Source organism: Parabacteroides goldsteinii (assembly GCF_020091425.1).
In the GTDB taxonomy this organism is placed as follows: Bacteria; Bacteroidota; Bacteroidia; order Bacteroidales; family Tannerellaceae; genus Parabacteroides; species Parabacteroides goldsteinii.
Map to the genome: position 1 here is coordinate 5,499,449 of NZ_CP081906.1, position 16,330 is coordinate 5,515,778.

A 16,330-nucleotide genomic window follows, 5' to 3' on the forward strand; every position below is an offset into this window, starting at 1 on the left:
TGTGATACATTTATTTTTTATTTAAAATCAGCAGGATAAGCCAATAACTGATAAACGAGTGCTTTTGCCATCCGGTAATGACCATTTGCATTTGGGTGAAGGCGGTCGGTCTTTTCGTCATGGAAGTAAACAGTATGTGAGTCTGCCATTGGATAAAGTCCGCTAATACTATTTAAGTCTATAACCGGGACGGCCCATATATTGGAGGCTTCCTTTATAATATCGACATAAGCGTCCACATATAATCCTGATTTGTTCGGGAAGGCTTCTTCCGGTTGAATATTATTGTCTCCGAAGTAAGCCTGGGCACGATGGATTGGTGTGAGTAAAATAATTTGTTGAGTAGGGAAGTTTTCTTTCAGGAATAACATTGCCTTATTTATGCGTCCTCTAAAGTTGGTATCTTCCGTTTGTTGGATACGCTTAACACGCATTTCCTGTGATGGTCCGGCAACCTCAACACTGGTATTTTCCGTTCGATACCAATCTCCTAAAGGTATACCTTCATTATAATCATTGGTTCCGGCAAAAATGATTATCGCATCAACCTGATCACCTCTTTCTTCTTTCAGTTTTTGTGCTTGTGCCAATATACCTTTCCATTGGTCTCCATTGATGCCATAGACCCAGGCCTCCAAACCTAGCATCTCTTCCAGATACTGCCAGTAATTTTTTGTTGTGCCGACATGGCTTTTATCGGTAATGGAATCACCCAGGAAAGCTACCTTTTTCCCTTTCCATTGGCTTTTTCCGATTTCTGTTGCTACAGGTTCTTTTTGAAAAGAATGCAGAGCAGCGATACAAGGACATACATCGGCTGATAAAATCAAGCCGGAAAGTAGAATTGCAGAATATTTCGTGTTCATGGTACAAATTAATCTATTATTTTTCAAAGCATTAGTCTAATCGAATGAGGCCTGGAAGTTATTAAGAAATGTTGAAATAGCAAAAGGCATGGAGAAATATTATCTGTATAATTTATGAGAGCATTTTTGATGATATGCCCTCATAAATTATAAACTCACTTACTTTTCTTCTCCGATTATAAAAACAAAATTTACAGGAGATAGATCAAGGGTAAAGGTTGTATAGGTTATACCATTCTCCTTTTTCTCGTACTTACTGTTCACTTTTTTTTCCATTGAACCGGTATACGGATTCCAGATTTCCAAGCTAAGTTTTCCTTTCAATGATACATTCGTTTTTACCGGGTGATCGGTAGAGTTGGCAAACAGATAAATATCCTTTCGATTCTTTTGCTTGTGAATATATGAAAGCATACCCAGCTTTTCGGAAGGAAGATTACGGTATTCATCTACACCTAATAACCGACGGTGTAAAGCATCCGGTTGATCTAAGTGGTCGACTTTTTCGATGTGAACATCCGGATCAGGTAATAAAGTTTCTATTGCTTTCGCTAGAATATCTTTTTCAGCAGAGGGTAAAAATAAGGCTTTTCCCCCTTGTGAATTTGATTCGGAAACCTGTTTGTCTGGCATAACTTCCAAAGGATTAATACCGAATATCTCTTTTATCAGATTTACCAGTTCTGTATCCCGACCAAATTCAGCGGATTTATTAGGTAACTGATTGGTTGCTAATATTTTGCCTCCTGCTTCATAAAAAGCTTTGATCTTTTTCAAGGCCTCGACTGATAGAATTTGTGATGAAGGCATAATTAATAGTTTGTATTTCTGATGTGTTACTGAAGCGGATAAGCATAGTTCATCATTTATAATCTGATATTTATTCTTTATCAGTTCTTCCGGATGAACGAATGTAAAATCCTGACGAATTTGCCCTGTCAACATATCGCTGATTCGATTATAGTCTGTTCCGGGAGGAACGTCTTTTCCTATTGTAGGGCGGTTCGGATTATCCAATTCATACCATCCTTCCAATGATTCAATCGGATACAGTACAGCTATATCGACAACCCGATTCCCATCCTGTAACAGAGAAACAGAACGTCCCATGTAATCACTGTATTGATGTAATGCAGGTCCTAATAGTTTACTATAATGGGCGATTAACGGTGGTATTTTGACCATATCCGGATTATACCACATTCCATGGGGTACAAAAAGATTTGCGCCTCTTACCATCAATTCCATCGCTGCCCGGTACAACATCAAAGAATCCATCTCTGCGATGTAATTTCCGTAAATTTCAACTGCAACATTAGGACGATCAAAAGCATCTGCGGCCGAACTGATCAGTTTGAATCCCGGTCGGCCATAAGGATAACCGTGGATAGCATCCATCAGCGGAACGGGTACGTGGCGATAATATTTAAACGGGTCGCCATACATATCAACAGCCGTTGGCTCATAATTTCCAGGCGGATGCCCCATACTGATCAAGTCGTGGCGGGTACTCCATTCTCCTACTTTTTTCGGATATCCTTCGCCTATCAGTTCTGCCCGTAGTCCGTAAAATGCGATACGGGCTGCTTCTGTTTCTGATCCTATGTTATACCATAAAGCCGGATAATAAAGAACGGCCTTTTTCCCATAACGGTTTTCAAAGGATTCAGTTAGAGCGGCATTCCAATATCGGGAATTACCCAGATAACCGACATCGTCAAAAAAAGATCTCCGAACAGTTGTTCCAAAGAAATCATTGAAACGTTTAGCGTATTGCTCGTAAGTCATTGATATGAACTGGTCAATCGCTGCTTCATCCATATAATCCAACCGGGAGTCTACATTGTATTCCAAATAAAAAGACATAATTTTCCATTTCCCTTCCGGAGCATCCCAGGTTAATATGCCATTTGTTACCTGATCAGTCAGGTCGATTCTTTCCAGGTTTTCCGTATTCATTGCAACAGTTCCCATGAACAAATCTTTTGTAGGAACATGTTTGTGGACTTTTTGCGGACCTACGATATCTTTCTCCTCTTTGCTAAGTCTCTTTTGTGTATGTTGGGGAAATTCTTTTGTCATTCTGCCTCCAAGTACACCGCTGGGGAAATCGACATCATCATAGAGGATTACTTCTGTTCCCAATTCTTTTGAACATTCCAGAATATCCCTGTAGCGGTCAAAATAACCTTCACTCAGATATTCCGGAGTTGTTCCCGGGCAAATATCTTTTCCGTTCCACATTTGTGCGGGAGTTAATGGTAATATAGCAACACCGCCAAAGCCATCTTTTCGGTGGGCATCTGTTATTTGCTCATAAATACCTTCTTTCGTTAATTCTCCGTTGATGTGCCAAAAGGCTTGAGGACGATACATATTCGGAGGATTCACGAAATTTGTATGCATTTCTTTCACATTATCAGTGGGTGCACTGGAAGACGTGCACCCTGCTAATATAAAGAAACTACTGATCGTTATTGTAACTGCAAAGTTTCTTGTCATATCATTTTATTAATATCCCGGATTTTGCTCCAGGCTGTTATTACTCTTCTGTATTTCCTGATAATGAATAGGTAACACAAAGAATGCATTTTTCCAGTCTGATTCACGGGATGTCAGCGACAATGTATATCTTTCATACGTATAATCATTGGTTCCGTTTTTAGTAATTTTGAAACCTATGATAGGTGCATTGTCTGCAATTTTCCAGCGTCTCAGATCGAAATAACGATGCCCCTCGAATGCCAGTTCAATCTGACGTTCATGATAGATACGTTTTAATAATGCATCTCCACTCTCTGTAATAGGAGGCATATTCACACTTTTGCGTGCTCTTACCTTATTTACATATTCTCTGGCTATATCTTCATTTCCCAGCTGATATTCAGCTTCCGCATAGTTCAAATAGATTTCAGCCAGACGGAAGAACGGGAATGGTGTCGTATAATGGTGTGATTGAGAAATAGGTTCTTTTTCATTTACAAACTTTCTCAAATAGTAACTGGTCATTGTCATATCCTGGTTTAGCATATCAGCTCCACCTTGGAATGTTTCAACTATACGATCGTCTTTTGTAGTAGACCCGTTATAATAAACACAATCGTAAAAACGAGGATCCCGGTTTTCATAAGGTTTTTCCGGATTATACATCGAGTTAGGATTCACTTCTCCACTTTTTGAATTCAGTACGGGAATTTCTCCTTCTAACGTTTCATAAGCATCTACCAAATTTTGTGAAGGAGTAGACCATCCGCGACCGCCGTCTCCTGTACATGCCAGATTGAAGCCAAGTGCATGGGAATAAGTTTCACTGAATTCTTTGGCATAAATATATTCACTGTTTGCTACATCTAAAAACATTTCTCTGTAGTTGTCGCATAAAGCATATCCTTTATCGAACAGGTCTTTAGCAGCATCTGAGGCCAATTGCCATTTTTCTTTTTTATTTTCCGGATTATTCAAAGCACTGGCACTGTAAAGCAAAACTCTCGATTTTAAAGCACGGGCTGCATTTGCACTTGCACGGTTCCGTTCTCCCGGTTGGTCGGGTAGAGTGGCTATTACATCATTCAAATCTTTAATGATATAGTCAACACATTCATCATAAGTATTTCGCTTAACATCAGACCAGTCGCTGTTGATATCATAAGCATCTTCTATGATGGGAATACCGCCATAGGAGCGGATTAGCCGGAAATAGATAAAGGCACGGATGAATTTCATTTCACCAATCATTGTTTTCTTGAAGTCTTCATCGACCTTTGCCGTTTCAATGTTAGTGAAGAAAGTATTTGTATTATGGATATATTTATATCCGGCTTTCCAAAAATGTAGGATTTCGCCGACAGCGCCTATATTATCAGATGTTAAAATATTTTCGCGAACATAATTGCATCCTTCATCGTTGTATTTTTGATATACCTCGTCTGAGAAGAATGAATAACGATAAAAGTTATCTTGTCCAACCAATGCTCCATATTGGTCGTTTACAAACATTTTTATCAAATTCTGATCCTGCCAGACAACGGGATCAGAATAACTATCACTGGGAGTAATATCTAAAGCATCGCACGCTGTTAGTAATGACATGGCAGATACTATATATACTATTAGATTTTTCATAACTTACTGTTTTTTAAAATGAAATATTAACACCTAAATTGATCAATCGTTGCGGGTTGAGTGCCCAACCTCCGTAACCGGAACCTGTAGCTTCCGGATCAATACCCATACCTCTCATATGGTCGATCGAGAATAAGTTTGTTCCGCTTAAATAAATACGGGCATTCGCTACGCCGATCTTTCCTCTGGCTGATGCAGGTAAAGTGTAACCGATTTCAGCATTTTTTAATTTGAAAAAAGCTGCGCTTATATTAGTAAATGTTGTGCCGTTAATTCTGTTCGGGGTTCCTAAGCGTGGTTTTGTACCATCTTGATTTTCCGGAGTCCACATGTCTTCTGTCCACCATTTCATTAAGTTACCGGCACCTCCTGATGAAGGATCTACCCATGCTTCCTGGATTGTATTGATTACTTTTGCTTGTCCCTGGAACAATAATGAGATATCAAATTGTTTCCAGGTAACACTAAAGTTTAAACCATACACAATTTGAGGAATATCGGTCAAGTCCTGACGAATCTGGTCTAATGAGTTGATTTCGCCATCTCCGTTTGCATCAAATATTTTAATATCGCCAGCCATAGTTCCCGGACGCTTTGCTACATTCGAGTCATTTATATCTGCTTCGCTATAGATACCGATTGCTTTGTATCGCAATGAACTGCCAATCGGATGTCCCTCGGCTTTCTGATACTCTTCTGCCATAGGTGCTTCATCTGAAAATACGACATTGTTCTTGGCGTAAGTGAAGTTTCCGGAAATAGAATATGAGAAATCTTTATTGACAGCCTTTTGGTGACCGATCATGAATTCTATACCTGTATTTTCTGCAATACCAATGTTTTCATCAGGCAAAGACAAACCGGTAAATTCAGGAACAGATGCGTTACGTTTTGTCAAAATGTTTGTACGGCGGGATTTAAACCAGTCAAATTCAAAGCTTAACTGGCCTCCGAAGAAGCGGGATTCTACACCCATATCGTAGGAGTTTGCGATTTCCCATGTTATATTCGGATTAGGTGTACCTTTCTGATATAGTCCGGAAGCCTGAGCTCCATTGAACACAGCACCGGAAGATAATCCATACAATACCAAATACTGATAAGCAGCAATCGCATCATTACCCATTTGTCCCCAGGATGCTCTTAATTTCAAATTATCCAGCCAATTGATATTGGACATGAAGTTTTCTCTGGAAAGGGTCCATCCGGCAGATACTCCAGGGAAGAAACCATAACGATTGCCCGGAGGGAAGTTTTGAGAACCATCATAACGGAACTGGAACTGAACCATGTATTTGTTATCATAATCATATAAAGCACGACCGAAATAATTCAGACGGGCAGTTTCAGACCAGGAGCCGTTGTTTGTCTGTGTGTTGCTGTCTCCAAACGGTAACTCGGGAATCATTCCACTGGGAAAATTACCTCTATAACCACTCAGCATATTAGAACTCGATTTATTTCCTTCAAATCCCAGGAAGGCATCGATCGTATGTACACTATTAAATGAGTTGTGATAATTGGCACGAACATTTCCTGTTAAGCTTTCCGACCGTTTTTCTTCTATATTCAGGGACGGACTGGATACCGTAGGAACCATTACTTTAGAATACTCATTCATTGCCTGGTCATAATTGTAGACATAGGCTACATTTTTGAACTGTTTGTACTTCTGATGATAATAGTCATAAGCGATACTTCCAACCAGAGAAAGTCCTTTTACCCAAGGAAGATCAATTGTAATATTTGCCAGGGAATTAAAAATCCAACGGTCTGTTTTGGTTTCACCTGCTTCTCCGGAAGTTTGTACTAAAGGATTATCTCCGTCACGGGCTGGTGCTGCCAGATCTGTTCCCGGATATTTGGCTAATATAGTCGGTAAGTTTAATGCTACGTGGGAATACATAGATCCACCGTTTACGGATCCGTCACGAGGTAAAACACGGTCTAATTTTTTTGCAGATAAATCCAAGCTGACCTTTATATAATTATTTACCCGGGCATCCAGATTTGAACGGACATTAATCTGTCTGTTGTGGGTGAAACCATTATTAAAGGGCGTACCTTGATTCAAAAATCCGCCGGACATGAAATATTGAACTTTTTCGCTACCTCCTCGTAGAGACAAATTGGCTTTATCCTGATGTGTCCATGTCTTTTGTACTGTTCTGTACCAATCGGTATTCGGATAGTTCAGCGGATCAGATCCGTCTGCAAATTTACGGATTTCCTCTTCAGAATAAGTGGGTTCAAGACCTTTTGTTAAATTAGCCCAATTGTGTGCTGTTGCATATGTCGCAGCATCTGCCATTTCAACAATGCGGGTTGGTTGCGCAAAAGAATGATTGTAGGTGATATTAATAGTAGGCTTTACCCCTTCTTTACCACGTTTAGTAGTAATCAGGATGACACCGTTTGCTGCTCTTGAACCATAAATGGCGGCAGAAGCATCTTTCAATACAGAGATCGACTCAATGTCATTAGGGTCCATTCTGGATAGAATTCCATCTTCTTCTGTTCTGGCAATGCCATCGACAACATATAAAGGTTCTGTCCCGTTAGCATAGGTACTTTTACCTCTGACAAAGATGGAAGTACCTTCGTTTCCGACTTCTCCGGAACGGGTATTGATGATAACTCCCGACAAACGTCCGGCCAGACCTGCTGCAACATCTGCTGATGGGCTGACTGCAATATCCGATGCTTTTACTGTTGTAATAGCAGCAGTAACCACTTCCTTTTTCTGGGTTCCGTATCCTACAACTACTACTTCATCCAAAGCCTGTAAGTCTTCTTTCAAAATGATATTGAAAGATTTTTTGTTTTGTGTCGGATATTCTTGTGTAATGTAGCCGATATAAGAAACCTGTATAATAGAAGAAGGAGAAACATTCAGAGAATAGTTACCATCCATATCTGTAGTTGTCCCGTTCATTGTTCCTTTTACTACAACATTTGCTCCAATAATAGCTTCTCCCTTTGAATCGGTTACTTTACCGGTTATTCTTTTGCTATTTTGTTGTTGCCCTTCTGCTGTGTTTTTCATTAACAGAATGTTATTACCTTCCATAGCATATACTACATCCGAATTCCTGAAAATTATTTTCAGAACTTCGGCAACCGAGATATTCGAAGCATTCAATGATACTTTTTGGGATAGGTCAACATTTTCATAATTGTAAACAAACAAAAAGTCTGTTTGTGATTCGATCTGACTGAGAATATCCTTCATATACATATTTTCAGCCTGGATACTCACTTTCGTTGTCTGAGAATTGGCTTTATTTGCCCAAACACCTGAAATACATAACAGAAATAATAAAAAGGTTAACTTCATAACTCTGAATATGTGTTTAAAATTTGATAATAATAGGGCATACTTTTCCCCTATAGGTTTTTTTTTCATAACTTTGAAATTTCTAGAAAGTTGGTACTAAAATCAATTTGCTATTGTGTCAGAGTACTGACTGTCATAACCGGATTATGTTGGAGCATGATCCGGTTAAATTTTTTTACTTTGATCGTTCTATATCATAGGCATTTTTATTTAATGGTTATTAGATTCAAATCGTTATTCTTTGTATAGGTAAATTTATGTTCTATCTGTAATACTTTCAATACTTGTTCTATGCCGTCTTTGGTTCTGAATTTGCCGGTATATCGGCTGTTTATAAATTTCTGATTATAAACTTCAATGTCAATGTCATAATATAGCTTGAGTTTTTCTATGATTGTAGCGACTGATTCGTTGTTAAAACAAATAAGGCCTTCTTTCCATCTGAAATAATCATAATCAGAAATGTCTTTGGATATCAGTTTGTTATTTTGTAATCTGATATGTTCTTTCTCTTTCATTCTATAATTGGAAGATAAGCGGGGAGAGGATAATTCTATACAACCTCTTAATAATGCTACTTCAAAATCAGAGGAACTGGAATATGCTGTCACATTAAACTCTGTCCCTAATACTTGTATATCCATTTGAGGAGTTTTTACAACAAAAGGCTGTTTTTCATTATGGATAACATCGAAATAAGCCTCTCCGTTCAGTTCTACCTGACGGATATCTTTCCCGAAACTGATGGGATATACGAGTTTGCTACGTGCATTGAGCCAGACATGTGTGCTGTCCGGTAAAATTAATTCGGCACGTTGTCCGGCAGGTACGTATAATGTTTGATAAGCGATAACATTTTCTTTTACTGAAGTTGTTTCATATAATTTTGTTCCTCCCCAGAAGAGGATGAGTATAGCTGCAATTTTGGCAAGTTCGTAGCCTATTTGACGGAAAGTAATTGTTTTCTTTTTCTTTTGGACATCGACTTTGCTGTCCGGTTGATTCAATAAGGATATATCATTCAATTTGTGTAACGCCATAAATTCCCGGACATGGCTTTCATCTGCATCCAGCCAGTCGACTACGGCAATGATCTCTTCCGGGCTGACATTTCCTTCTACATATCTTTGTAATATATCTTTATCCATTATAGGCTAACTTATGTTGTTTTATTGTCTTATATAGAAAAGACAACACAAGTTCAGAAATCCCTAGTAGGAAAATGAAATATTTTAAACAAAAAGAGCATCTCTGATTCACGGGATGCTCTTTTTTATTTTACTGTTCCTTCTTTACTGGCGGATAATCCAGGGTATAATGCAATCCACGACTCTCTTTTCGTTCGATGGCCTGGCGCATGATTAAATAACCTACATTAATCATATTACGCAGTTCGCAGATATCTTTCGAAGCAACCGAGCGTTTGAACAGGCTTTCTGTTTCTTCATAGATGATGTCCAGACGGTCCCAGGCACGTTTCAGGCGCAGGTCGGAGCGGACGATGCCGACGTATGTACTCATGATTTGTCCCACTTCTTTCACGCTTTGGGTGATAAGGACCATTTCTTCCAGAGAGGTCGTGCCCTCGTCGTTCCATTCCGGGATGTTTTCCTGATACTTCAAAGAATCAATGATTCCTAAACTGTGTTTGGCTGCTGCATCGGCATAGACAACTGCTTCGATTAGTGAGTTGGAAGCCAGACGGTTACCGCCATGTAAACCGGTGCAGGAACATTCGCCTACCGCATAGAGACGGTCGATAGAAGAACGTGCATCCAAATCTACCTTGATACCTCCGCACAAGTAATGGGCGGCAGGAGCTACCGGGATATAATCCTTGGTAATGTCGATGCCCAGGCTCAGGCATTTCTCGTAAATATTCGGGAAATGTTTTTTTGTCTCTTCCGGGTCTTTGTGTGTAACGTCCAGATATACATGGTCATCTCCACGGGTATCCATCTCGTTTTTGATGGCGCGTGCCACAATATCGCGGGGAGCCAGTGAAAGACGTTTATCATATTTCTGCATGAACTCTTTTCCGTCCAGCGTACGCAAAACGCCGCCGTAACCACGCATCGCTTCCGTAATCAGGAAGGAAGGGCGGTCGCCCGGATGGTACAAGGCCGTTGGATGGAACTGTACAAACTCCATGTCCTTAACGGTCCCTTTTGCACGGTAAACCATCGCTATGCCGTCGCCTGTGGCTACCAACGGATTGGTCGTTGTCTGGTAAACGGCACCTACACCGCCGGTTGCAATCAGCGTTACCTTGGAGAGGAAGGTGTCGATTCGTCCGTCTGGGTCCATGATATAGGCGCCGTAGCATTCTATATCCGGTGTCTGACGGGTGACGGTGACACCCAGATGGTGCTGCGTCAGTATTTCGATTGCGAAATGATTCTCAAATACGGTGATGTTGGGGTGCTTCTGGATGGCCTGAATCAGGCTATCCTGTATTTCGGCACCTGTATTGTCTTTATGGTGTAGGATGCGGAATTCGGAATGTCCCCCTTCACGGTGCAGGTCGAAGTTGCCTTTCTCGTCTTTGTCGAAGTCTACACCCCAACTGATCAGCTCTTTGATTTGCTGAGGGGCGTTGCGCACGACCTTTTCCACGGCATCGCGGTCGCTGAGCCAGTCGCCGGCAATCATTGTATCTTCAATATGTTTGTCGAAATTATCAACAATCAGGTTTGTTACCGAGGCGATGCCTCCCTGAGCGAAATATGTGTTAGCTTCTTCCAGATTAGTTTTGCATACCAGGGCTACTTTTCCCTTGCTGGCAACTTTAAGTGCGAAACTCATTCCTGCAATACCGGAACCTATCACTAAGAAATCGAATCTTTGTACCATAAGACATTACTGTTTAGATCGCCAAAGTTAGGAATTAACTTTTATGGTTGTACCCTTCGATGCCCCCTTTCCTTATAAATAAGGGCGAAATAGGCATTCTTTTGCTATTTTTAAAAGAAAAGCCATAAACATTCGCAGGTTTCCCCTGTTTTAACTACGCATTGGATATCCGGCTTATTATTAATACTTAAACGTTTTGAAATATGAAATCTAAAGTTTTACTGGTAGCTTTGGCCGCTATGTTGGCAGGCGGGGCTATGGCACAAGATTGTACGTTCTTTTTCCCTACGACAAAAGGAACTAAACTGGTGAAAAAGAGTTATGACGGCAAAGGAAACCTGTCAGGTGTAATGACTTATGTAGTGGATGAGGTGGAAAGTAAACAATCCGGCCTGGAAGTCGAAGCCGATTATGTGTTCGTCAATAATGGCGGAACAGTTATCGACAAAGGCGAACTGGAGGCTTTTTGCCAGGATGGCGAATTCTTTATGGATATGAAAGAGGTGCTGTCCAATCCATCTTTTGTTACTACAACGAATACCGCAATGGCAGCTACCGATGCTGTAATCAATTATCCGAGCGTAGTGCAAGGAGCTTCTTCGGATGATGTCTATTTCGACGATGCCGTGATCAACATTTATTCAAAGAAGAATCGTAAAGACAGGAAGAACATTTCGATTTACGACCGCGAATATGTGAAAACCGAAGAGATTACCACTCCGGCAGGAACATTCGATTGCACGAAGGTAAAATTTAAAATCAAATCACGTTCCCCGAAAGAAACAATCGAAGGTTACGGATATGAATGGTATGCTCCCAACATCGGGGTAGTCCGCACGGAACAATACAATAATAATAATGTATTGCAATCTTATTCCGTACTCGAAGAAGTAAAATAAGTAAAATATATTCCTTTTTGGAATTGTTTGACCGGTTTAAGTGGATACGCTGTTGCTGTGAAGCGGCGGCGTATTTTCTTTTCCCCTGTCAGTTCTCCTTCCTTCTGTTTTCTTCTTTAAATTGGGTTGGAGTCATTCCTTTGACTTGTTTAAATATGGTACTGAAATACCGTTGATAAGTGAAACCTACTTCATAAGATATTTCCGATATGGTCAAATCCGTTTGTATAAGCATCAAAGAGGCTTTCTCTATCCGGATTTTATTGATGTAATCGTTAACGCCCATACCGGTAAGAACCTTTACCTTATTATATAAGGAAGCACGGCTCATGGTCATCTTTTTCATCAGATAGCTTACATCGAGGTCCGGGTTGGCCAGATTATTATCTATCAGTTCATTCATCTTCGACATGAAATGTTCGTCTGCATTGCTGATTGTGGCTTCTTGTGGCAGGAGCAGGATAGAAGATTCCTTATATTTTTGTTTGATGGCTTCCCGGCTTTTCAGCAAATTAAGAATGATAGTCAGCAGGAAGTCTAACTCAAACGGTTTCGGGATGTAAAAATCCGCACCGAGCTTATATCCTTGTTCAGTACTTTCCTGGTCGCATTTGGCTGTCAGCAGGATGATGGGAATATGGCTGATTTCAATATCATTCTTTATATTCTTACAAAGTTCATAGCCGTCCATCCGGGGCATCATGACGTCGCTGACGATGATATCCGGTTGTTTGGCTTTCGTTATTTCCAGGGCGGCAAGACCATTTTCTGCGGTATAAACCTGCTTGAATATATCTTTGAACGAATCTTTCAGGAAAAGCCGGAGTTCATCTTTATCTTCTACGATGAGTAAAGAATATCCCGCACAGGAAATTCCGGTCGCGGACAAGTCTAATGGTATAGATAAATTCTCTTTGTTCTCTGTTTCCTGTGCTTCCTGTTGTCCGGACGTTGCACTTTCGGGCGATATGGGTAACTCATAATAGAAGGTTGCGCCTTTATCCGGATTATTATATGCACCTATGTGTCCTCCGTGCATTTCAATCAATACTTTGGCATAAGACAGACCGATTCCGCTACCGCTTTTATTGTGTTCGCCCTGATAAAAGCGGTTGAAGAGCTTCCGGGGGTCGACATTCTGTAAGCCGATACCTTGGTCTGCGACGGCGACTCTGACATAGTTACCCATCAGTTGGGTCGATACTGTTATTTGTGTTTTCGGTTCGCTGAACTTGAGGGCATTCATCAGAATATTGGAAAAAATAGTCTGGCATTTCCATTCGTCGAACCAGATTGATTCAATCTGAGTATCCAGCTGATATATCAGCTGGATACTCTTTTCCTCTAATTCAGTTTTGAAATCTTCGGAGATGGAGACTATCCATTTATTTAACGGATGAGGTTGTTTTTGTAAAGACTTCTGCTCCGTTTTGATGCGGTTAAGGTCGAGAACCATGTTAATCAGGTTTTTCATTTTTCTCGACTGTTTGTAAATGGCATTTAACTGCCCGTGAATAATTTCGGGAGTCAGTTTTTCATTGCTGGTGTCGATAAGTCTTTTCAACGGAGCGTAAATGAGTGTAAGGGGAGTCCTGAGTTCATGGCTTATATTGACCAGGAACTGTATCTTTTCTTCGTTCATGGCCTGTTCATGTTCTTTCATTTCCCATTTCAGCCGGTTTTCTTTTTTCTTCAGGATAATATATACCGTGGCGGTAATGACTCCTAAGATTAACAGAATTATGCTGAAAATAAAAAGGTTACTTTTATACCAAGGGGGAGTGATATGGAGTGTGAGTATCTTTTTGGGTTGGCTCCATATCCCGCTTTTCGTATTGTAGGATGCAATAATCGAATAACTTCCCGGGAGTAATACCGGTAGGTTTAGTTTGTTATTATAAGATTCGATGTATTGCTCGTTTGCCCCTTCTATTTTGTAGCGGAACATTGTTTTTCTGAATATATCATTCTGATTTATATTGAATACGACCGATAGAGATGTATAATTCCAGGGAATTGCAACTGACTGGTGAGCCGTATTGAATTGTTTCAGATAAGTACTTCCGTTGAATAGAATATCGGATAAATTAATTTCCGGTTGAAGATCGTCATTATAGGAGATATTCTTATCTATTTTTACCAGTCCGTCGGTTCCTGCCAGATAAATATTGTTTGTCTTGGATTGTTCCTGATACATAAACAGGATTTCATTCGGCGAAAACCCATCGGATTCGCTCCAGATAATAAATCTCCCTTCATCGATAACATACGAAAAGAGCATATTCTGTGCACCTATCCAGAGACGCCCTTTATCGTCGAGGAAAAGATAAGACACGTTATTGAAAAGCCGGGTATTGATTCGGTGCAATACTTTCTCATTCAGATTGTAATAACTGAGTCCCTGGTCGCTTCCTATCCAGACGGTCCCTTTTTTGTCATAACACAGGGTATGGATCGTTTCGCTTGGTTCAGTGGTGAATAGAAGGGACAGGCTGTCGTTCTTCTGTAATGTCTGTAAGACATAATTCTCTTTTATCATAAAAATAAGCGAATCGTCCGCATAGGTCAGATTCAACGCTTCCAGGGAGAAATCGGTTTCTTTTGTTTTTAGGGTAGAGAAGGTCTTTGTTTCAGGATAGTAGATACGTGCACTGAGCGACAGAATATATATTTTGTCATCGCTGACTTTATGCGCCAGGGGCATAAAGCCGTAATAACATTCTTCTATGTTGATCTGGTTGTTGACAATAATAAATGGGGTGTATCTTCCCGTTTTCTTATTGAAAACAACTATTCCCTGATTGAATAACGAGACCAGCAGCTCCGTGTCGGATAAACCGGTGATGGAAGTCACCTTATCGCCGTAGGTGGAGGTGAATTGTTTGAATGTATCGGTAAATGGATTGTATACATTGATCCCTCCGCCGTCTGTTCCGATCCATAAAAGACTGTCATTGTCTTCGTACAGGCTGGTAATGGCTTTTTCGCTTAATCCGTTGGTGTTGTTTAAGGCTACGTCTTTGAATGTCTTGATATAAGTTTCTTTAATTCCGAATATACCGCCTCTCACGCTCCCTGCCCAGAGGTTATTTTCATTATCCATATAGAGAACAGTGATGGAATTGACGGGAAGTGAATTTACATCTCCCGGAATGTGTTGTAAGACGGTAAAATCTTTTGTGTCGGGGTGATAAATATTGATTCCTCCTCCGTCTGTCCCTATCCATATGTTTCCGTCTTTTTCCAGAATACTGAGAATGATATTGTTACTGAGTTTAGAGTTTTCACTTTTATAGTGGGCGATCAATTTCCCTTTCGGATCGTAGCAGAAAAGTCCCTGTCTGTATGGTGACAGGTAAATATATCCTTTTTCATTGATAAAAATGGCAGATACGGTATTGGTAAACGGCAACGAGTTATCTTTATAAATTTCGTTTGTCGTATAATTATAGGTGAGCAGTCCATGTTTTTTTGTATTTAGTAATACTTTATTTTCTTCTATCTTTAATATGTTGAGAATGGAGTATTCTCCGGTTTCCTGTAGGTGATTTTCCGTATGGAGAAGGATACGTTCGGTATTTTTGTTTTGGTAGTCGAACCGGTAGAGTGTTTTTTCTCCTCCGAAAAGAATTCCTCCGGGTATACAGAGATAAGAAAATATCTTTTCTTTTATGATCGGGTCGAAGTGGTTATAGTCCGGATTATATTTAACCAATCCCTTGTTAGTAGAAACCCAAAGATTATTGAGTGAATCTTCCGCAACAAATTGTATGTGGTTACCGGGAAGCGAATATTTATTGTCTTTTTCGTTGAAGAAGCTTTTTAGCTCATGTTGGTCGTAGCAGTTTAATCCGGATTTTGTTCCTATCCATAATATTCCTTTATGGTCACATAGAATAGAGTTGATGCTCGATTGTGATAATCCCTGCTCGATTGCTATTTGTTTGAAGTAATAGCTGGCGTTGTTGCTCCGTCCGGTACCGGGTAAAAGACAGAGTAAAATAATGTATACAATATGTGGGAAAAACTTCATAATCTAATTTTACTTTTTTTACAAATATACAGCTAAACAATGAATTTCCCAACAGGTAAAATAGTATAGATTCTAAAATCATATTCAAAAGGCTTGATTGTTATTTGTTGATAACCAGATGATTGTACGATAGAGGAATACTTTTAGACAGGATTTGACGCCCTTCTTGAATGCAGACTATACATTTGTCAGCGTATCTTAAATTTAAAATCAGATGAAA

Annotated in this window: 8 protein-coding genes; 1 reads left to right on the forward strand and 7 read right to left on the reverse strand. The window is 40.0% G+C overall.

Annotation, left to right across the window (positions count from 1 at the left end; all coding sequences use genetic code 11):
• Nucleotides 1-17: 17 nt before the first annotated feature.
• The 6 genes from K6V26_RS22855 to nadB all read right to left on the reverse strand — a co-directional run bounded on the left by K6V26_RS22855 (nt 18) and on the right by nadB (nt 11,178).
• Nucleotides 18-866, reverse strand: a complete 849-nt coding sequence (locus K6V26_RS22855; RefSeq protein ID WP_224263967.1) for an SGNH/GDSL hydrolase family protein — start codon at nt 864-866, stop codon at nt 18-20.
• Between the two features lie 159 nt (nt 867-1,025).
• Nucleotides 1,026-3,368 (reverse strand): glycosyl hydrolase, encoded by a 2,343-nt coding sequence (locus tag K6V26_RS22860; RefSeq protein ID WP_224263968.1) that lies wholly within the window; start codon nt 3,366-3,368, stop codon nt 1,026-1,028.
• Between the two features lie 9 nt (nt 3,369-3,377).
• Nucleotides 3,378-4,988: a RagB/SusD family nutrient uptake outer membrane protein gene (locus K6V26_RS22865; RefSeq protein ID WP_224263969.1), complete on the reverse strand. Its 1,611-nt coding sequence runs from the start codon at nt 4,986-4,988 to the stop codon at nt 3,378-3,380.
• 13 nt (nt 4,989-5,001) lie between these two features.
• On the reverse strand, nt 5,002-8,325 hold the full coding sequence (locus K6V26_RS22870) for a TonB-dependent receptor (RefSeq protein WP_224263970.1): 3,324 nt from the start codon (nt 8,323-8,325) through the stop codon (nt 5,002-5,004).
• Between the two features lie 206 nt (nt 8,326-8,531).
• Nucleotides 8,532-9,473 (reverse strand): FecR family protein, encoded by a 942-nt coding sequence (locus K6V26_RS22875; RefSeq protein WP_224263971.1) that lies wholly within the window; start codon nt 9,471-9,473, stop codon nt 8,532-8,534.
• A gap of 130 nt (nt 9,474-9,603) precedes the next feature.
• Complete coding sequence (gene nadB, locus K6V26_RS22880; protein WP_129697152.1) at nt 9,604-11,178, reverse strand: L-aspartate oxidase; 1,575 nt, start codon at nt 11,176-11,178, stop codon at nt 9,604-9,606.
• Nucleotides 11,179-11,381: 203 nt separating this feature from the next.
• On the opposite strand from nadB, the gene K6V26_RS22885 reads away from it, so the two are divergent.
• Nucleotides 11,382-12,077 (forward strand): TapB family protein, encoded by a 696-nt coding sequence (locus K6V26_RS22885; RefSeq protein ID WP_224263972.1) that lies wholly within the window; start codon nt 11,382-11,384, stop codon nt 12,075-12,077.
• An 88-nt stretch (nt 12,078-12,165) separates the two neighbouring features.
• Here the strand turns inward: K6V26_RS22885 and K6V26_RS22890 are convergent, their stop codons facing one another.
• Nucleotides 12,166-16,110: a two-component regulator propeller domain-containing protein gene (locus K6V26_RS22890; protein ID WP_224263973.1), complete on the reverse strand. Its 3,945-nt coding sequence runs from the start codon at nt 16,108-16,110 to the stop codon at nt 12,166-12,168.
• Nucleotides 16,111-16,330 lie beyond the last annotated feature (220 nt).